The 17,739-nt window shown below is 38.3% G+C and carries 21 protein-coding genes; 5 read left to right on the top strand and 16 right to left on the bottom strand.

Features of this window, described 5'->3' with window-relative positions; all coding sequences use genetic code 11:
- Nucleotides 1–45 precede the first annotated feature (45 nt).
- Genes nadA through G3567_RS06035 form a run of 3 tightly spaced genes read right to left on the bottom strand, consistent with a single transcriptional unit; the run spans nucleotide 46 to nucleotide 3,480 of the window.
- On the bottom strand, nucleotides 46–969 hold the full coding sequence (gene nadA, locus G3567_RS06045; RefSeq protein WP_164004438.1) for a quinolinate synthase NadA: 924 nt from the start codon (nucleotides 967–969) through the stop codon (nucleotides 46–48).
- 12 nt (nucleotides 970–981) lie between these two features.
- Nucleotides 982–2,988, bottom strand: a complete 2,007-nt coding sequence (locus G3567_RS06040; protein WP_164004437.1) for a glycyl radical enzyme family protein — start codon at nucleotides 2,986–2,988, stop codon at nucleotides 982–984.
- Between the two features lie 60 nt (nucleotides 2,989–3,048).
- The gene (locus G3567_RS06035) at nucleotides 3,049–3,480 is read right to left on the bottom strand and encodes an RrF2 family transcriptional regulator (RefSeq protein ID WP_164004436.1); all 432 of its coding nucleotides are present in this window, start codon (nucleotides 3,478–3,480) and stop codon (nucleotides 3,049–3,051) included.
- 76 nt (nucleotides 3,481–3,556) lie between these two features.
- Here G3567_RS06035 and G3567_RS06030 point away from each other — a divergent pair, with 76 nt between their 5' ends.
- From G3567_RS06030 to G3567_RS06015, 4 genes are all read left to right on the top strand, one after another.
- The gene (locus tag G3567_RS06030) at nucleotides 3,557–4,015 is read left to right on the top strand and encodes a hemerythrin domain-containing protein (protein WP_164004435.1); all 459 of its coding nucleotides are present in this window, start codon (nucleotides 3,557–3,559) and stop codon (nucleotides 4,013–4,015) included.
- 152 nt (nucleotides 4,016–4,167) lie between these two features.
- Nucleotides 4,168–5,094, top strand: coding sequence for a DnaJ C-terminal domain-containing protein (locus tag G3567_RS06025; RefSeq protein WP_164004434.1), 927 nt, complete (start codon nucleotides 4,168–4,170; stop codon nucleotides 5,092–5,094).
- Nucleotides 5,081–5,380, top strand: coding sequence for a chaperone modulator CbpM (locus tag G3567_RS06020; RefSeq protein ID WP_164004433.1), 300 nt, complete (start codon nucleotides 5,081–5,083; stop codon nucleotides 5,378–5,380). The genes G3567_RS06025 and G3567_RS06020 overlap by 14 nt, the downstream gene beginning before the upstream one ends.
- A gap of 30 nt (nucleotides 5,381–5,410) precedes the next feature.
- Entirely contained in the window at nucleotides 5,411–6,154 is a 744-nt protein-coding gene (locus G3567_RS06015) for a VIT1/CCC1 transporter family protein (RefSeq protein WP_164004432.1), read from the top strand.
- A 100-nt stretch (nucleotides 6,155–6,254) separates the two neighbouring features.
- Here G3567_RS06015 and G3567_RS13460 read toward each other — a convergent pair whose 3' ends face one another.
- The 11 genes from G3567_RS13460 to G3567_RS05965 all read right to left on the bottom strand — a co-directional run bounded on the left by G3567_RS13460 (nucleotide 6,255) and on the right by G3567_RS05965 (nucleotide 15,308).
- Entirely contained in the window at nucleotides 6,255–6,719 is a 465-nt protein-coding gene (locus tag G3567_RS13460) for a hypothetical protein (protein WP_235923499.1), read from the bottom strand.
- Between the two features lie 72 nt (nucleotides 6,720–6,791).
- On the bottom strand, nucleotides 6,792–7,511 hold the full coding sequence (locus tag G3567_RS13455) for a hypothetical protein (protein ID WP_235923497.1): 720 nt from the start codon (nucleotides 7,509–7,511) through the stop codon (nucleotides 6,792–6,794).
- Between the two features lie 9 nt (nucleotides 7,512–7,520).
- Entirely contained in the window at nucleotides 7,521–8,240 is a 720-nt protein-coding gene (gene ric / locus G3567_RS06005) for an iron-sulfur cluster repair di-iron protein (RefSeq protein WP_164004431.1), read from the bottom strand.
- A gap of 79 nt (nucleotides 8,241–8,319) precedes the next feature.
- Nucleotides 8,320–9,102, bottom strand: coding sequence for an ABC transporter permease (locus tag G3567_RS06000; RefSeq protein ID WP_164004430.1), 783 nt, complete (start codon nucleotides 9,100–9,102; stop codon nucleotides 8,320–8,322).
- Entirely contained in the window at nucleotides 9,095–9,802 is a 708-nt protein-coding gene (locus G3567_RS05995) for an ABC transporter ATP-binding protein (RefSeq protein WP_164004429.1), read from the bottom strand. The genes G3567_RS06000 and G3567_RS05995 overlap by 8 nt, the downstream gene beginning before the upstream one ends.
- Nucleotides 9,796–11,043, bottom strand: a complete 1,248-nt coding sequence (locus tag G3567_RS05990; protein ID WP_164004428.1) for a nitrous oxide reductase family maturation protein NosD — start codon at nucleotides 11,041–11,043, stop codon at nucleotides 9,796–9,798. The genes G3567_RS05995 and G3567_RS05990 overlap by 7 nt, the downstream gene beginning before the upstream one ends.
- 1 nt (nucleotide 11,044) lies before the next feature.
- Entirely contained in the window at nucleotides 11,045–11,497 is a 453-nt protein-coding gene (locus G3567_RS05985) for a nitrous oxide reductase accessory protein NosL (RefSeq protein WP_164004427.1), read from the bottom strand.
- A gap of 1 nt (nucleotide 11,498) precedes the next feature.
- On the bottom strand, nucleotides 11,499–12,104 hold the full coding sequence (locus G3567_RS05980) for a hypothetical protein (RefSeq protein ID WP_164004426.1): 606 nt from the start codon (nucleotides 12,102–12,104) through the stop codon (nucleotides 11,499–11,501).
- An 81-nt stretch (nucleotides 12,105–12,185) separates the two neighbouring features.
- The gene (gene nosZ / locus G3567_RS05975) at nucleotides 12,186–14,153 is read right to left on the bottom strand and encodes a Sec-dependent nitrous-oxide reductase (RefSeq protein ID WP_164004425.1); all 1,968 of its coding nucleotides are present in this window, start codon (nucleotides 14,151–14,153) and stop codon (nucleotides 12,186–12,188) included.
- Between the two features lie 17 nt (nucleotides 14,154–14,170).
- A complete protein-coding gene (locus G3567_RS05970; RefSeq protein ID WP_164004424.1) occupies nucleotides 14,171–14,770 on the bottom strand; it encodes a fasciclin domain-containing protein in 600 nt (199 codons plus the stop codon).
- A 19-nt stretch (nucleotides 14,771–14,789) separates the two neighbouring features.
- The gene (locus G3567_RS05965) at nucleotides 14,790–15,308 is read right to left on the bottom strand and encodes a c-type cytochrome (protein ID WP_164004423.1); all 519 of its coding nucleotides are present in this window, start codon (nucleotides 15,306–15,308) and stop codon (nucleotides 14,790–14,792) included.
- 509 nt (nucleotides 15,309–15,817) lie between these two features.
- Between G3567_RS05965 and G3567_RS05960 the strand changes: the two genes are divergently transcribed.
- The gene (locus G3567_RS05960) at nucleotides 15,818–16,546 is read left to right on the top strand and encodes an energy transducer TonB (protein ID WP_235923496.1); all 729 of its coding nucleotides are present in this window, start codon (nucleotides 15,818–15,820) and stop codon (nucleotides 16,544–16,546) included.
- Between the two features lie 66 nt (nucleotides 16,547–16,612).
- Here G3567_RS05960 and G3567_RS05955 read toward each other — a convergent pair whose 3' ends face one another.
- Nucleotides 16,613–17,026: a nuclear transport factor 2 family protein gene (locus G3567_RS05955; RefSeq protein ID WP_317164164.1), complete on the bottom strand. Its 414-nt coding sequence runs from the start codon at nucleotides 17,024–17,026 to the stop codon at nucleotides 16,613–16,615.
- Nucleotides 17,027–17,338: 312 nt separating this feature from the next.
- On the bottom strand, nucleotides 17,339–17,734 hold the full coding sequence (locus G3567_RS05950) for a PUR family DNA/RNA-binding protein (protein ID WP_164004422.1): 396 nt from the start codon (nucleotides 17,732–17,734) through the stop codon (nucleotides 17,339–17,341).
- Nucleotides 17,735–17,739: the final 5 nt, after the last annotated feature.

Raw genomic sequence — 17,739 nt, 5'->3', positions numbered from 1 at the left:
TAAAAAAAAACTTAGAGCGCGAACCCCAAACAGCCTTTTATTGCTTTAGTGGTTACTAAGCATTTCTTGTAAGGGCAAGGCTGCTTTATAAGCGATTTCATGATTGAGTTGTACTTCTGGTTTTTCATTTTTTAAACAGTCATAAAGCTTTTGTAAAGTATTCAGTTTCATAAAATCACATGCCCTGCAGGCACATGAAATATTGTCCTGAATCGGGGCAGGGATTAGTTTTTTATGGGGAACTAATCTTTGCATCTCCTGAAGAATTTCAGCCTCAACAGCGATGATAAATTCTTGATATTCCATCTGTTTTACATACTTCAATAGCTTTGAAGTAGTACCGACAAAATGCGCTATTTTCAAAATTTCAGCATCACTATCGGGATGCGCAATTATTTGGACATAAGGGTATTCCATGATTAAATCTAAAATTTTATTGTAATAAAAAGCCTCATGTGGAAGACACGACCCATCCCAGAGTATTATATCTCTTCCGGTTTCTTTAATCAAGTAATTTCCTAAATGTTCATCTGGAGCAAATAATATTTTTTTATGCTTAGGAATGCTGTTAACGACCTCCAAAGCATTGGAAGATGTACACACTAAATCGCTCATGGCTTTAATTTCTGCATTACAATTGATGCTAGCGAGGATAAGGTGTTCAGGATAGTTATCGATAAATTTTTTAAAATCTGTTGCTTTACAATCATCTGCCAAAGAGCAGCCGGCCTCCAGATCGGGTACTAAAACTTTTTTAGATGGATTTAAAATTTTAGCGGTTTCAGCCATGAAATGAACACCTGCAAAAACGATTAGTTTTGCAGATGTTTCTTGGGCTTTTTTAGCGAGTTCGAGACTATTGCCAACGTGGTCTGCGATATCTTGAATAGACGGATCCTGGTAATAATGCGCTAAGATCACTGCATTTTTTTCTTCTTTAAGTTGTTTAATCTCTTTCCTTAAGTTCATTATAGTCAGCATTTATATTAAACAGGTATCGGTATTGCAAAACTTTTCTCCTTTACCATCTTCAAAAGACTGTATGCTGAAATCCGCTTTCATATTAGATTTCATCTGGTTGTATTTTTCTTTGGAAATGGCTTCATAGGGCATTTGCGCATAAGCACCCATTTCTAACTTGGGTAAAAAGCTAATAGACTTAAGCTCGTATTTAAAAAAATCTAAAATCGGTTTAATTTGACCTGCTTCTTCGGGCTTAAAGGTAACTGTACAGGACACCTGATTATCGGACCAGTAGCGTTGTAAAAACACAGCTAAACTTACTTGTTCCCAGATGCTGACCTCTTTTAAGGATTTGCCTTCATTATGAATAGGAAACGCAACTACGGCCGAACTCGGATCCATTACATCGTCTTCAATTTCTAATCCAGCTTCAAAAAGTTGAGGGATTAATTTTGAATTTTTAGCAATACGGATTCTTCGGATATAATAATTAAATTCAGGATAATGACAGCCAGGATTTACTCCTGCCAAGAGACTTACTGTTCCTGAAGGCTTAACACTAGTGGATTTAATACTTTTGGGAACACATAACCAGGACGAATAAATCTCATCCCAATTTTGAATCTCCTTATAACCAGACTCTAGCCAGCTTTTGAAAATGTCTAAAGTATGCTGACCAATAAAATTTGTAACCCCTGTAACAGATGTTCCAATACGGCGATTGCGTTTTTGAACCCGATTGGTTTCATGCCATGTTGTGGTCACCAAGGTGGCAGTTTTCCCAACGAGATAGGCAAATTTTAAAGTTCGTAAGTAATCCTCTTTGCTTTCAGCTCGTGATGGAAAAGTTTCTACCAAGCAGCAAAGTTCGTAGCTCTCCAGAGACTGCTCTCCACAAGGATTAGTACCCACTGCTTTATGATCTTTATGATCTGCAGGATCACTCATCCTGGAATATGCTCTAATGTTATCCAAGAAGACATAACCAGGTTCGCCATTAATGGCCGTTTGTTTAGCTAGATCTTCAAAATCTGTGTTATTATCCACTAACACACTGTTGTTGGATGCCCATCCATAAACTGCGCGATGTGCGTTTTCTCCGACATAGGTTTCGGTTTTGCTATCCCACTGATAGTCTTTAAGTTTCCTGTACTCTTCACTTTCAGCATTTCCCAAAGCAATTTGCGCGGTACGTCTTACATTTCCAGCAACCACACACTGTCCTATCATATTCATGATATCGGCTATAACTGTGATACTTATATTCTTTTGATTCACCTGGTTTAAAGTAGTTCGAATCTGCCCATGAAGCTTTTCTAAAGGTTTTGGACCAGAGGAGATGCCACCAAACCCGCGAATGGGTTCTCCTTCTTTTCTGATTAGGCTATAATCAAATTCTATTTTATGGGTATGATTAGTGTTGAAATGCTGACCAAAATAAGAGGCTAATAACAACTCAAGGCTTTTTACCCAGCCTTCTCTGGAGTCAGGAATAACATAGGTTTCAGAATGTTTTTCAGGTTGATGAATCCGTACTTTATGCTCACCTGAAACATCAAAGCCAACACCAACACCTACCATACTCATGTCCATCATAAAAGTGAAGGGCTTTACGGCATCCACAATGCTTTTATCGATGTCTTTTGTAGAAACAAAGGCACAATTGAACAACGCCTGACCAACTTTCTTTTCATGGATAATGGGAGTTCCTAACGCCCAAAGCATTCTGCCAGGTGGCAAAAACTTCATTGTGAACATTCGGTCGTACATTTCCTGAGCTGAGCGCTGGGCTTTGGTATCGTTCCAGCCCAGTTCATTTCTAAGAATATGTTCTTTTTGAAGACTATAACAACCTTCTACAACACGTCTTATAGTCTCAAACCACTGCTCATTTTCTCCATTGGCTTTTAATCTGGAGTAGGTGCGGTGATAAGTTAATAATCCTAAGCCGTTAAAACCAAAATCTGGTTTAATCTGGCTATACTTTTGAATAAAGCTCTCGTCAAGTTTAAAGTTTAGTAACATAAGTCGTGTTTTTAATAATTATATCAGGACAATTTTGTCTTATTTTAAAATAATTTTTTTTTATTCCTTGAAATAAGCGTTTTTTTCATTCACGCGTTTTGCTATTATTTCTAAATTGGTGTCTCTCAATTTTAGCTTTAAAATTTCTCTGGCAGATTTTAATTGATGATGAACAACGCAAGGATTTTTTTCTGAACAGGCTCCAAAACCTAATAAACAACCCTCTAATAATTTATGTCCATCTATGGCTTCAATAATTTGCTTAAGATTAATATCAATTTGAGCAGATAAAGAAAAACCGCCAAATCGGCCGCGTGTGCTCACTAACAAATCAGATTTGACTAAATCTTGTAAAATTTTAGCTGTGAAGGCTTTTGGAGAGTCAATCGCCTTAGAAATGGCGTCCACATCTACTTTTTTATTTGATTTTTTTTGTTGATGTGCAATAAAGGTCATTATTTTTATCGCATATTCACAGCGTTTTGAAAACATATACTCGATTTTAAAGTAAAAATACAGTTAATATTATAATAAGACAAATAAGTCCTGTTTTAGTTATCAACAACTTATGAACACACCTATCAAACGTCACGATGCCCTAAAAAACCTCAGCAGAGAACATCATGACGGGCTTATTTTTGCTCTGCGCCTGCAGAAAGGTGTGGCCAAAAAAGCTAAGCTTCAGGCTATGGAAGCCTATGCCGCCTGGTTTTGGAAACACCATCTGCTGCCTCATTTCACAATGGAAGAAAAACAGCTGTTCCCCAGAGTTGATGAGGGACACCCTTTGGTAAAGGAAGCCAGGCAGCAGCATGGTGAATTAAAGTCTCTTTTTGAAATCCAGGCTAAGTCGTATGAAGATTTCAAAGCGATTTATGAATTGCTGCAGAAGCATATCCGCCTGGAAGAGCGTGAACTGTTTAACTGGATTCAGGAAAAATTGACTGAAAACCAACTTGCAGCATACCAGGACATTCATGAGGCGCAGCAATCCTGCGAAGTCTGGCCGAATCCGTTTTGGAAATAAAAGGCATTTGATCTTTATACTCATTTAAATGCTTCTGATTTATAAAGTATTTAACTGTAGTCCTTAAATTTTATGAGTCAAACTTAAGAGGTTTTGAAACAAAGTATCTACCTTTGATATAGGTAGTTAGTAATCAAATTCAACGCTCAACTATGGAATTTATTGATTATTATAACATATTAGGCCTTTCCAAAAAGGCTACTGAAAAGGAGATCAAAGCGGCTTACCGTAAGCTGGCCAGGAAATACCATCCCGATTTGAATCCCAACAATCAGGAGGCTGAAACCAAGTTTAAACAGGTGAGTGAGGCTTATGAAGTACTGAGTAATCCTGAAAATCGAAAAAAATACGATGAATTCGGTAAGGACTGGAAACACGCAGATGAATTTAAAAAAGCTCAGCAGCAGCAACGACAACAGCAACAGGCCTATCGAACCGCTGGTGGGCACTCTAATCAACAGGAATTTTCAGGAGATTTTTCAGACTTTTTTGAATCCATGTTTGGTGGTCAGGGCAGCAGAAGTCAGCAGGGTAGCAGAACCGGACAAACCCGGTACAGAGGCCAGGATTTAAACGCTGAGTTGGAGTTAAATTTAAAAGACGTCTATACCTCACAACAGCAAACTCTGACTGTAAACGGCAAAAAAATCCGTTTAACCTTTCCGGCGGGTATTGAAAACGGGCAGGTGATAAAAATAAGCGGACATGGTGCCCCGGGTCCTGGTGGAGGACCACGGGGGGATTTATACATTACCTTTTCAATACAAAACCATACCGATTTTAAACGAGACGGAAAGCATTTATACACCACAGCAGAGATAGATTTATACACGGCTCTCCTTGGTGGTGAAGTCAGGATAGACACGTTCGACGGCAAAGTTAAACTGAAGGTAGCTCCAGGAACCCAACCCGGCACAAAAGTCAAACTAAAGGGCAAAGGCTTTCCCGTGTATAAAAAGGAAAATGAGTTTGGTGATTTGTTTGTAACCTATCAGGTGAAATTACCAACAGACCTCTCAGAAAAAGAAAAAGAACTTCTAACTGAATTACAAAACCTCAGGACGCATGGAAACCAATAAAATGATACTCGTTGAACATTTCTGTTCCAACTGTGATATTAATTTTTCCTTTATCGAGGCCCTGAATGACAATGGTGTTATTGAAATCGTAGTGGTAGAGGATAAAAAATACATTTTAAACGAACAGCTAAAAACCCTTGAAAGAGCCATTCAATTTCATTATGAGTTGAATATAAATATAGAAGGCATCGATGTGATACATAATTTACTGCATCAAATCGATGATTTACAGGAAGAGCTTAGGGCAGCCAAAAATAAGTTGAAGGCATTTGATGTCGAGGAATAAATGATATAACAAATCACCCTAAGAAAGGCCATGGCAAATAAAAAAGCGACAGAGGTATCTGCAGATAAGGATGCTGAAAACATCGATACTTACTTAGATGCGCATTATGTGCAGCGCAGCAATTGGTTGCGTGCAGCGGTCCTTGGAGCAAATGACGGTATTATTTCGACAGCAAGTCTGGCTATTGGGGTAACCGCTGCAAGTGTAACACGAGACCCTGTTTTGCTTGCCGCAACTGCTGGTGTTGTAGCCGGAGCTTTGTCTATGGCTGCGGGAGAATACGTCTCAGTGAGTTCTCAAACCGATGTCGAAACAGCCGATATTGAACGCGAGAAACAAGAACTGGAAGAGATGCCCGAATTGGAATTACAGATGCTGGCCAAAATTTATGAAGAACGCGGACTTAAAAAAGAAACAGCGCTTAAGGTAGCCGAAGAATTGACGGCAAACGACGCTTTGAGTGCGCACATGCGAGATGAGTTGGGCATTACTGATATCAATCAGGCTAAGCCTATCCAGGCTGCTTTAACCTCATGCGTGGCATTTGCTTTTGGCGGGGCCTTACCCTTGCTGGTCACCATTTTCGCCCCGATGAATCTGATGGAATATTACTTATACGGTTTCACTAGTGTCTCCTTGATTATTCTGGGAGCTGTCTCGGCAAAAACAGGCGGGTCCGATGTTCTGAAGGCTGTCGTGAGAATACTGGTCTGGGGTTCTATAGCTATGGGCTTATCGGCTCTGGTAGGCTATTTGTTTGGGGTGAATGTGTAATCTCAATCTCAACTGAATTAAAGATACCTATTCATATTTACTCATGTAAAATACGTTGACTACATCCATGTCTCTTTGGTCTCTGTAGCAAAATAATCTTCTAAAATTCAATATAATCCGTTTTGGAATTCATCTGATTTTTATTTTTTCGAATTAAAAGGGTCTGCCATAAAATTATAACTAACGCAGTGCTAAATAAGAAAGAAGCCAGTGCTAAATAGGTATTTAAATGCGAAAAATACTGCCATCCAAAGGCAGCACTGCCAGCGCGGTAGAAAATCAAAAATTCTGTAGTAAGAAAGGCGATGAGGTAGAGGCTTAGGCTTAGATTTGAAAGTTTGATCCACTTCAGGTAGGAGGCCAGAAACACTAAAAATAAACTGACGAAGCCTAAGAAGAACCAATGCAAATAACCGATGACCACATCTAAGTTGGCAGCGGCTATTTCAGCAAAAACAGGTATTCCGCTTAAGGTTTGCATGATCAGCTTTAAGATGAAAACAAAGCCTATAAACCTCAAGGTAAATTTAGATTGTGGAGGTAATTCTCTGTAAAAGAGTTCCATCGGCTTTTTAATAGATTTCCCTAAATAAAATAAACCAAGCCATAAAGACAGATTTCCCAGACTGCTAAACAGTTACACAGTCCAGTCTGAGCTTGCCCAAAGCGTGGACTGGAAAAAACTGCCGAAGATTCCTATATGAATGAGATATATAAATTTTGTAAACGGCTGGGTTTTGATCCTAAAATGATATTTCTCCAGGATGAACACCAGGAGGCCTATAACGGCCAGGACAAACCAGGCGTTATACTGGAAGTGGAGGTAAAAGTAAATCGCTAATTTATACCACACCGAGGTTTTGCCTAGAGTGGTCATAATCGCGCCCAGAGCCCAGGGTCCAAATGACGATAATGCCATATAGAACAAGGCATGTTTGATGAGAAGGAATGATTTTTTTAATTTGAATTCAGCTTGCGTATGTCTAAGAATAAATCCGAAGAATACATAACTTACAAGCATGAATAAGGTGGAGAATGTTATCGACATTAAAGCATAACCCTGAACAGGAAAAGCTATAAGCATCCCGATTAAACAAACCTGAGTTGCCCAGAAAATTCTGGTATAATGTTTTTTGACTTTCGACTTTGAAATAAAAAAATAAACGATAAAACTACTTAAGCCTAAATAAACCCAGCCCAGTAAGGCAATATGTGAATGCGCATGTACCACATAGTTGTAGTTCTTTATGACACCGATTTCAAGGGGAGTGGCCTCGAGCCTAAGAAAAAACCCTAAAACAGCGGTGACAAGTAAATATAAAAAGCTACTTATAAAATACTGTTTTAGGGTCATCATCAAAACAAACTATGAAAAGATACTTTTCTCCATGGCCAGAGCCTTTGGGAAAAGAATGTTATTTTCTAAATGTATGTGCAAATGCAAATCGGTTTCAAATTCCTGTAGTTTATGAAACATGGCCCTATAGGTATTACAGGCATGTTCTGGCAAGGTATAATTGCTTGTTATGCGAGCTATTTCCTTAAGTAAATCTCCTGCAGCTTCATGTTCATCTTCCATCATGGCAATGGGATTTTCAACTGTTCCAAAGTGAGCCCGGTCTATTGTTTCGCCGTTTTTCATCGCTTTTTCCATTTTTCGTATAAATGGAAATAGAATCAGCTCTTCTTTTTTCATATGCTGAGTTAATTCATTGGCAATTTCAGCGAACAAATCGTTTACCTGAATCAATTCGGGGTTTGAATCGCCATTTACGCTTGCCACTTTTTGGGTATACTGAATCAGAAGGGGTATGCTGTCTTCTACATAGCGGTGATGTACCTGTTCAATATGTTGAACCAGAAAATCAAGATCCCATTCCTTGTAGTTGTAGGTGCGTTCTTTTCCTTCAATATTTTGAAGATCTTCCAACAGTTCATGTAGCTTAACCTGATTTTTTTCGCAAGCTTTACCAATGCTAATCCCACCACCACAGCAAAAATCAATACCGTGTTTTTTGAAAACATGAGCCGTGTTTATGTTTTCACTTACCAAATCTGCAACCGTTTTATCCTTTAATAAAGTCATGATATGTATGTTTTAATTTAATCTAAAATTACCCATAGCCTAGGACTTTGTTTATGATTTCAATCAAGTCGAGAAAAAATTAAAAATCTTTTTTGTTAACTGTATGAAGCATTCGCCATAGAGGGAATACCACCCATAAAACCAAAACTCCTACAGAGACAAAACTCCCCCAGACTGTACCAAAGAAAGCGCTAAAAATAGCTCCCGTATAGCCCAGTAGAGCAGAAATATCAAGTTTCAACAGAATTAAAATTCGAGACAAATCAATGGGATTAAAAAGTGTAGCCAGTAAGGAGAACTGGTCTAAAGGATATTCCTGGAAATACATCAAAGCCATCAGGAAAGCACCGTCATAAATAACGGCAAGAAGTAGCCAGACTAAAATGGCATAACCAAAGCCTTTAATTTTATTGGTGTTGGATAAGGCAATATTGAAGGCTAAAGCACTAAAGATGAAACTCAGGAAAACAGCCACAACAATCAGAATTAAAAAGTCAAAAATCACGTTGGACTGGAATAAACCATATAATACAAAAGGGATGCCCAAACCTAATAGCACACTAAGGGAAAGGGAAGTGGCTACTCCTAAGAACTGTCCCAAAAAAATGGATTTTCGTGTAATGGGCTGTGCCATAAGCAATTCGGTAAATTCCTGCGAATCGTAATAATACATCACCCCAAAAATAGTTCCGATAAGGGGAACCAAAATAATGACAACGTTGAGCAGAGTGATAATAGCCTTGGAGAGATCGTTATTCAAAAATAACAATACAGAACTTAAAAGCAGATAGAATAAAAAATAGACATAGCTCCAGCGGCTTCTTACCAAGTCAAAAAAACTGTATTTTAAAATTTTAAGCATGATTGGTTTTTAATAGATTAGCAATGGCATATTCAAAATTGGCTTTCCCTGTCGTTGACTTTAACTCGCCTATACTTCCGTCGAAATAGACTTTTCCATCCAAAATGAAACTGATATGATCTGAAATTTCTTCCACAAAACTCATAATGTGAGAGGTGATCAGAATGGTTTTTCCCTGCTCCTGTTCTTTTTTGAGCAGCTCTTTCAACTTGATTAATGACAAGGGATCTAAGCCTGAAGTCGGTTCATCTAAGATGATGAAAGGGCTGTCAAACATAAGACTTAGGACTAAGTTTACCTTTTGTTTATAACCGCCAGAGAGATGACTGAGATTGGTATTGAGGTAAGGCTTTAGTTCAAAATAGGCTGTCAATTCTTTATCGCGAGCTGTTTGCTGTCGCAAATCCTTCATCATGGCTATAATCTCTTTCACCTTTATGTTACCGGGAAAATTGGCGATTTGGGGCAGGTAGTCCATGTTTTTTCTATAAGACCAGTTGTTTCTGATAGAGGTGTTGTTTACCAGAATTTCACCTGAATTGGCGTGATTCATTCCCAATAGTATTTTAATCAAGGTGGTCTTTCCAGAGCCATTTGGGCCCAGAATCGCGGTGGTTTTCCCTTTCTGAATCTTTAAATTTATACCTGAAAGCACCTCGTTTTTTCCAAATTTTTTATGAATATCTTTAAATTCTACCATTGTACTTCGTGCATTAAGGGTTGGTAGTCTACCAGGTTTTCTGGTGTAAAAACGGGGGTGACTTTTTCAGAAAAATTAATGATATCGATAAATAAACTTCTCAATAAAATAATGCTTTCTGGAGTCTGGTTTACGAGATAGCTGAAGAGTTTCACAGGCCTGTAAGGCACGTCTCCATAACCGTCCTTATCTAAATCGTAACCTGTGTAATCACTCCAGTAATTGGTGTCAAAGCTATTGTTGTTCAGACCGCCAGAGTAACTCAGATCAAAATTGTTGTAAAGAAAATTATTTCTTGAAAAATCATTTTGATAGCTTCCTCCTACAAACTTGACGGCGTAGCCATTGTTGATAAAGTCATTTTCTCGATAAACCATTCGGGTAGAACCATCGGCGGTAATACCTATGGTATTGTTTTCGAACGTATTATTATAAATTTTGCCATCATTGATTTCCTTCAGCAATAGCCCGTAAGAGGCAGTGCCCCAGTTTTTTTTGAATACGTTGTGGTTCATCTCAATACGTTTTGAAAACATGACCGCAACGCCTGCACTATTATTTTGAAACGTATTATAGCTGTAGCGATTATCATCGGAAAACATAAAATGCAGTCCATACCGCATATTGTCATGACTGTAGTTGTTTTCGAACACATTATCACCCCCAAATTCAATGTAAATCCCATCCCGCATGTCGTAAACCTCGTTATCCCTTATGGTCATTTCTTTTGAATTCCAGAGGTGAATAGCGTTTCCGGAACTGGCTTCAGATTGACCTGTGCCGGAAATATCGTTTTGTTCGACAACTCCATCTTTAGATTTCTCAATTAAAAAACCGAAAAAAGCCTTTTCTAAAGTGATATTTTTTAGTTTGAAATCAAAACATTTAAAAAGGTAAATCGCGGCGTAATCTGAAGTATAACTTACCTCCACATTTTTTATGCTAAGATTGGTGATGCTGAAATCGCTGGCTTCAACTTTAAAGCCGTAGCCTTTATGATCAATATCGACAATACTTCCTTTTTCACCATAGAGGTGAATGGATTTCTGGTCGATAAAAATATCGTGTTCCTTATAAATCCCTTTTTTAATGAAAATGGAATCCCCGGGTTTTGCCTGGTCGACTGCGGTCTGAATAGAAGAAAATTCACAATCCTGGGCGCAGACATTTAGGGTCCTGTTTTGAGCATGACTTGCAACAGAAACTATAATAAAGAAAAACAGGATAAAATTGATTTTCATTTTAGTGGTTTAAGGGATTGTTCTTATGAATGACCTCCTTGATTTCATACCATGTGTACACTTGACCACCTAATTTTGTTTGAACTGCTTTGGCCTCTGCTGAAGATACAAAAGCAGTTAAATTAGCGCCCATAGGACTGGCTAGATTTTCACTGATTAAGTAAGTTGACTGCTCTGCAGGAATCATTTTACCAGGTTGATTATAATTGGCGACGAATAAATTTGCTTCTTCAAATTTTCCGGGTTCTTCTTTGATGTAATTTACCATGCATTCGATGGCATCAAACTTATATTGCTTTCCCTTTTCAGTCACCAACTGCGCAGAATGTGTTTTTTGCACAATAGACATGCTGCAGAAATCGCACTGATCTTCACCATACGCAATGGGTTTGGCAGATTTGTCACATGCTGCCACAGCAAGACAGTATAAGATTATAATGGCATATTTTTGCATGTTATTTTGCTTTTTTAAGTCCGATGATATAGGCGGCAAAGGTGAGGGTCATTCCTATTCCCATCAGTAGGGCACCGGTAGCCGGATAAGAATGAGCTGTAAAATTCAAAATGTCTTTGGAGCCAAACAGAGGCGGTTTATAACTCAAAGGATTGCCTTCATCATCTGTCATTTTCATAATGGCTTTAGGATCTAAATTGGTGCCGTAATCGGTCATCCAGTTATTAAAATCGATCATACCAAGAACACCTAATACAAGCATTAAAATAAGCCAGCCTAAAAACCACCGGTATGATATTTTTTTAAAAAAAGCTAGAATTCCAGTGATAATTCCCAGTATAGCCATACCACCAACAACTTTAGGAAATACAGAAAATTCCCACATTTCATCATCTTTTGGTAATTTACGCATACCTATATAGTGATTAAGACCATCTATATTTTGAATATCATGCTTTTCGTGACCTTCAAGTCCGTCGAGGTGAATATACATTCCTATGCCACTCGGGTATTGAGGTGCTTCCAGGCTGATGCTCCATAGCGGGTAAAAAAACAACCCAAACAATAGGGCAGAACCAATAATCATAGTGATGCTTGCCGTTTTCATAGTATAAGTTTTATTAACAAGGGGCGAGCAGAGTATCTACCCGCCCCAGATTAAGTAATCAAAATGCGGTGTCAACTTGTATTAGTCTTTCCACTCGTCATCCAGTGACCAGCGTAATTTAGTGTTGCTGTTTTTAGCAGAAACTCTAACGTAACCTTGCATCTCCTGGTGAAGTGCAGAACAGAAATCTGTACAGTAGAAAGGCCATACTCCCTCGCGTTTAGGTTCCCAAATAATGGTTTTAGTTTGTCCAGGCATGACTAATATTTCTGAGGTATTGGCTCCAATCATTGCAAACCCGTGAGGAACATCAAAATCCTGCTCGAGATTCGTGATATGGAAATAGACTTTGTCGCCTACTTTTATACCTTCGATATTATCGGGTGCAAAGTGACTTCTTACTGTTGTTGCATAGACATGAACTTCATTTCCATTACGTTCCAGACGCGTGTCAGCTTCATTTTTTACTGCATATTTATGATTGTTTTCTTCCAGCTCATAATACTTTTTGGATTGCGCTTTTATTTTCTCAGCAGGGATTCCAGCAGCATAGTGAGGCTCACCGTGGGTTGGGAAATCTAAAAGCAGTTCCATTTTCTCTCCAGTAATATCATAGAGCTGAGCAGAGTGCTCGAGTTCCGGTCCGGTAGGTAAATACCTGTCTTTGGTGATTTTGTTCAAACTCACCATATACTTACCGTAGGGATTTCTGGAGTTACCACCGGGAATCATCAGGTGACCAACAGAATAATAGGAAGGCTGTCTGTCGATAACTTCCCAAGTCCCCAATTCCCACTTGACAACTTCAGATGAAATAAAATAGGTGGTATAGCCAAAACCTTTTCCATCAAATTCAGTATGCAACGGGCCTAATCCCCCGCTGTCTACGACTCCTTCAAGTACAGATTCAAAGCTTAAAATAGGAATGCCGTAAGCATCACCATCAAAATCTTTGTTTTGAATTGCATTTTGAATTTTTTCAAAAGAATACACACTCAATTGAGTCGATAATTTACCATTACCTATGATGTACCGCCCTGATGGGTCTACATCCAGTCCGTGAGGAGATTTAGGCACAGGCATATAATATACAGCACCTTCAACCTCTCTTGGGTCTACAGATATAACCCCTTGTTTCATTTCGGTAGTGGCTGTCATAGTGGATTCATCATAGGTATTATGCGCGTAAGTTCCAGCTACTTTGGTTCCGCCGCCATTTTTTATATATTCCGCTATCATTTGCCAGTTCACAGCAGCGATAAAATCTTTATCGTTTTGTGAAGCATTGACTTCCTGCATGGTATGTGCTTCTTCAGTATTATAAGAGGTAAAGAAGAACCATCCATGAGATTTATCCCGTCCGGGATGAGCTAAGTCATAATTGAAGCCTGGCATGTTTAATTGAAACTCAAGATTCATATGACCATGTTCCTGATCGATTGAAATAAAACTCAAAGGGCCCTTAAATTCGCCTTTCATTTCATCAATAGGCATGTCTCTCTGCGGATTTGGAACTGCAAAACGAGTTCCTGCGACAATATATTCTGTATTTTCAGTAACAAATGAGGAAGCGTGATTACCAGCCGAATTTGGAAGTTCGATAATTTCTTCCGTTTCAAAAGTGGTTAAGCTTATTCTTGCCACTCTTGGGGTGTTATTTTCATTGATAAATATCCAGCGACCATCCAGTTCACCATTGGTTTGTGAAATATCAGGATGGTGAGAATCTCCCCAGGGCACAAAACCAAAAGAGGTGTTGAGCATGGCTTTACTTTCTTCAGAATACCCGTATCCATTTGTTGGAAACTGAGAAAAAACAGGAATTTCCTTTAACATTCTTCCACTTGGCAGGCCATAAACGGTTAAGTTTCCTGAATATCCACCCGACATAAAGGCGTAGAATTCGTCGTGTTCACCCGGAGCAAGATATACTTTCTCGGCATTAGAAGATGCCATAGCACCAGCCGAACCCTCTTTTGAATTGTTACCGCAGCCTATAAGCAGTAAACCTGCACCCAGACCTAGTAAAAGTTTTTGAATTGTTTTCATTGTTTTGATTTTAAGGTTTAGTTATTTGGTAATAAAACGTTATCAATAATGTGAACCCATCCGTTGCTTACATTAACGGAAGCCATGATTTTGGCATCACCTATATAAAGATCTTCTCCTTTTCTGACCACTTCCAGGTAAGAACCATCGGCCATATAAAGCTTTCTGTCTTTTTCTATGTTTTTTTCCAGAGTTTTAACCGGGTAATTGCTAGGGGCAACGTGATGCACTAAAATGTTAGCGAGTTTAGCTTTGTTTTCAGGCTTTAGTAAGTCTTCCAGTGTGGCCTGATCTATTTTGTCAAAAGCCGAATTGGTAGGTGCAAACACCGTAAGCGGTCCAACATTAACCAAAGCATTTTCAACTCCTGCAGCCTTTACAGCGGTCACCAGTGTGGTGTGGTCTTCAGAGCCAATTGCTAGTTGAAGTGCGTTTTTTTCTTCGCTGTCTCCCTCTATGAAGGCTTGTCCTTTATTGGAAGCGGAAGTTTCGGTTAAGTCTGCTGCTTCCCCTGTGGATTGGTTTGGATTACTTTTTTCGTCTGATGAGTTGCATGCCAGGAAGCCTGCTAAAACCAATACAGAGGTCAATGATTTAATCGTAAATTGAATATTCATAACATCATATTTTTGTAGGTTAATTATTCTTATCATAGGTTCTGAAATACTCCAGAATAGCCCGAGCATCTTCTCTAGACACGTTTTGATTGGCCATGACTGCCATATTATTTTCAATAAGCAAGCGTTTAGCAATCGGGTCTTTTTTAATCATTTCTTCAGGATTCAAAATCATGTTCATGATCCATTCCGGTGTTCTGCGATCAGTCACATTAATCAGGGAGGGTCCTACAAATTTCTTCTCCATTTTATGACAAGCGGTACACAGATTACCAAAGACTTCTTTGCCTCGATTAGCAAGGCTTTGATCTATGCCTTCCTCGATATCAACAGAGTTAACAGGGCCAATTCCCAGATTGGCCAAATCCTCTTCTGTTGTAGTTTCAGCAGATGATGAGGATTTAGGTTCAGCTTTTTTTTCTGTTCGAGATTGCTGACCAACTTTTATGGGGTCTTTTTCTTTCTTTTCTCCATTTCCACCACAAGCCATGAGTAAACCTAGAAGTACAATGCAAGAGATTTTAATGAGTGATTTCATGTTTTTCTGATTTTAATAATTTTAACAAAACTAAATATTAAGAAATGTTTACTATATGATTAAAGTCATATTGCTCAGGCCAATCTCTCTATAGTCTTAGTATAAGTAATTGATAATCAATTATATAAATTAAAAAATCAGAATAACTGATTTTTATCATGTTTTGATGAAAGATTTTGATGAAATCAGATGAGTCTCATCCTAAGTTGAAGTTTGTCCTGCTGTATATTGCAAAAGTCTTCTCCTCAAAACCTTTAAAAGTGGTCTTTTCGGGTTTCCTTAAGTAAATACTGCTTCATTTCTGGTCTAAGCCTTATAGAAATTGAATAGCATTCTAATTGCTCAAGTTAGCTAATGAAATCGCCTTAATTTTTTGAACAAATACACATGGCATCATTCTTGGTATTTTGAAAATGCTAGAACATAGATGAATTCGTTTTTGATCCTTAAAGCTTAAAAAGTTATTTATCTTTTTAATGCTATGATATCTCTCACCTTTAAAAAAACGAATGATGAAACCCAAAAAATATCCAAGTAAAAATCTGAATAGAAAGAAAACCTTATTTTTTCAAATGGGTCTAATAGTAACACTTGTCTGTATTTTGATCTTGGTGGAATGGAAAACGGAAGCCCGAACTACTCCTGATCAAGACACCATAACTTATCTCCTTTTGGATAATGAAGAAATGCCAGTGGTAAAGATTCCAGAGGAAAAACTCAAGCCTATTCCAGAATCAAAACCAGACACAGAAGAGTTTAGTATTGATGAAGATGAGTCGGAAGTTCAGGAAAAACTACCTGAGCCTGAGGACCGAGTCTCAACACCAGTCTTCTTAGATCTCGATGAAATCGATAAGGTTGAGGATGAACCCATCAAAGAAATGGCCTTTGAATTTATAGAGGACGTTCCTATTTTTCCTGGCTGTGAGCAATACCAAGATAACGAGCAGAGAAAATCCTGCATGAGCGAACAGCTCAAAACCTTCATCAATGAAGAATTTGACAGGGGGCTGGCTTCAGATCTTGGATTATCAGGTGTAAATAGAATATATACGTCCTTCAAAATAAAAGCTAATGGTGAAGCTGAGTTTATAAACGCCAGAGCGCCTCACCCTAAACTTATAGAAGAAAGTCGACGAGTGATCGAAAAACTCCCCAGGATGAAACCTGGCAGACAACGCGGGAATCCAATTGATGTTACTTTTTCGCTCCCTATTGTCTTTAAAATTTCGAATTAGATTTTCAAAATAAAAACGCCTGTAAATTTAAACTTACAGGCGTTAAATTAAGATTTCAAATCAATATTATTCAACAGTTGTAGAATCTGAAGTAGAAGGCATCATCATTTCTTGTTTAAAGGATTCATGGGTGTGTGCGATTTTCCACTGGACATCTACTTTCTCAGAGACCATAGAAGCATAGAAATCATTGATTCCCATTTTCGTTCCATTTTTTGCCTCGCCTTTTGCACTTCCTTTAAATACGGCATAGGCTGTATTTTCATCAATAACTCTTACCATGATGGTATCCTTGATGAAGTTGATCATTTCCAAGCCAGAGTACATTTCTTCAGTGGCATCCTTGTAGGTATCATAATCAACTACTCCATAAGAAGGGTCGATCAAAATAGCCTGGTCGTCATTCCAATATACCGATCTGAAATAGTCTGTATCCAGATTATTAGCGGCATCAGCAATGCCTTGGGTGGCTTGTTTGATTTCCTGTTCGATGTTCTCTTTTTCCTGATCTGTTAGGTTTGGGTACAGGAGACTAGCCCTAGAAGAGTCAGACTTAGAATTAATGTGATTTTTTTCATTTTTAAATGACTTTTGTTAATTTATTTAAGAATAAATATACTCTAATTCATAAAAAGCTCAATTTCAGTAAAGTATACATGTTTTATTATTATAACACACTACTGATGTGTTAAAAACACGACCCTGAATTTTGCTTCTGAAAACCTATATAAAAAACAAAAACCCCCTAACACCTGCAGGTGTTAGGGGGTTGATTATGGGGGGAGCTATGCTCTAAATATCATCAAAACTTATGTTGGTAAAGGCTGCAGCGCTTGTCTTGGCTACAGGTTCGGGTTGAGTGGAGTGCTCAGAGTCCGCTTCCGAAGGTTTTGTAAAGTCTTTTTGATGACGATCGCTTATGACTTCCTCTCCTTTGTTATCAATGATAAAGTTGGTGGTTTCATCCAAGGCTTCCTTGAAGTTTTCGAAATCTTCTTTGTACAGGTAAATCTTATGTTTTCTGTAAAAAAAAGACCCGTCATCGTTGGTGAATTTTTTACTCTCGGTTATCGTTAGATAATAATCATCTGCCTTGGTAGATCTAACATCAAAAAAGTAAGTTCTTCTTCCTGCTCTTATTACTTTCGAGAAAATGTCTTCGTTCTTCATCGGTCCTTGGTCACTCATAATAC

This window comes from Psychroflexus aurantiacus, assembly GCF_010820555.1.
GTDB lineage: Bacteria > Bacteroidota > Bacteroidia > Flavobacteriales > Flavobacteriaceae > Psychroflexus > Psychroflexus aurantiacus.
Note: the sequence above shows the minus strand (reverse complement) of the source record. Positions and strands in the feature narration are given on the sequence as shown.

Bases quoted from the DNA above. Each gene is read 5' to 3' on its own strand.
- nadA (WP_164004438.1), bottom strand. From the start codon at position 969: ATGAACTTAAGGAAAGAGATTAAACAACTTAAAGAAGAAAAAAATGCA.
- G3567_RS06040 (WP_164004437.1), bottom strand. From the start codon at position 2,988: ATGTTACTAAACTTTAAACTTGACGAGAGCTTTATTCAAAAGTATAGC.
- G3567_RS06035 (WP_164004436.1), bottom strand. From the start codon at position 3,480: ATGTTTTCAAAACGCTGTGAATATGCGATAAAAATAATGACCTTTATT.
- G3567_RS06030 (WP_164004435.1), top strand. From the start codon at position 3,557: ATGAACACACCTATCAAACGTCACGATGCCCTAAAAAACCTCAGCAGA.
- G3567_RS06025 (WP_164004434.1), top strand. From the start codon at position 4,168: ATGGAATTTATTGATTATTATAACATATTAGGCCTTTCCAAAAAGGCT.
- G3567_RS06020 (WP_164004433.1), top strand. From the start codon at position 5,081: ATGGAAACCAATAAAATGATACTCGTTGAACATTTCTGTTCCAACTGT.
- G3567_RS06015 (WP_164004432.1), top strand. From the start codon at position 5,411: ATGGCAAATAAAAAAGCGACAGAGGTATCTGCAGATAAGGATGCTGAA.
- G3567_RS13460 (WP_235923499.1), bottom strand. From the start codon at position 6,719: ATGGAACTCTTTTACAGAGAATTACCTCCACAATCTAAATTTACCTTG.
- G3567_RS13455 (WP_235923497.1), bottom strand. From the start codon at position 7,511: ATGATGACCCTAAAACAGTATTTTATAAGTAGCTTTTTATATTTACTT.
- ric (WP_164004431.1), bottom strand. From the start codon at position 8,240: ATGACTTTATTAAAGGATAAAACGGTTGCAGATTTGGTAAGTGAAAAC.
- G3567_RS06000 (WP_164004430.1), bottom strand. From the start codon at position 9,102: ATGCTTAAAATTTTAAAATACAGTTTTTTTGACTTGGTAAGAAGCCGC.
- G3567_RS05995 (WP_164004429.1), bottom strand. From the start codon at position 9,802: ATGGTAGAATTTAAAGATATTCATAAAAAATTTGGAAAAAACGAGGTG.
- G3567_RS05990 (WP_164004428.1), bottom strand. From the start codon at position 11,043: ATGAAAATCAATTTTATCCTGTTTTTCTTTATTATAGTTTCTGTTGCA.
- G3567_RS05985 (WP_164004427.1), bottom strand. From the start codon at position 11,497: ATGCAAAAATATGCCATTATAATCTTATACTGTCTTGCTGTGGCAGCA.
- G3567_RS05980 (WP_164004426.1), bottom strand. From the start codon at position 12,104: ATGAAAACGGCAAGCATCACTATGATTATTGGTTCTGCCCTATTGTTT.
- nosZ (WP_164004425.1), bottom strand. From the start codon at position 14,153: ATGAAAACAATTCAAAAACTTTTACTAGGTCTGGGTGCAGGTTTACTG.
- G3567_RS05970 (WP_164004424.1), bottom strand. From the start codon at position 14,770: ATGAATATTCAATTTACGATTAAATCATTGACCTCTGTATTGGTTTTA.
- G3567_RS05965 (WP_164004423.1), bottom strand. From the start codon at position 15,308: ATGAAATCACTCATTAAAATCTCTTGCATTGTACTTCTAGGTTTACTC.
- G3567_RS05960 (WP_235923496.1), top strand. From the start codon at position 15,818: ATGATGAAACCCAAAAAATATCCAAGTAAAAATCTGAATAGAAAGAAA.
- G3567_RS05950 (WP_164004422.1), bottom strand. From the start codon at position 17,734: ATGAGTGACCAAGGACCGATGAAGAACGAAGACATTTTCTCGAAAGTA.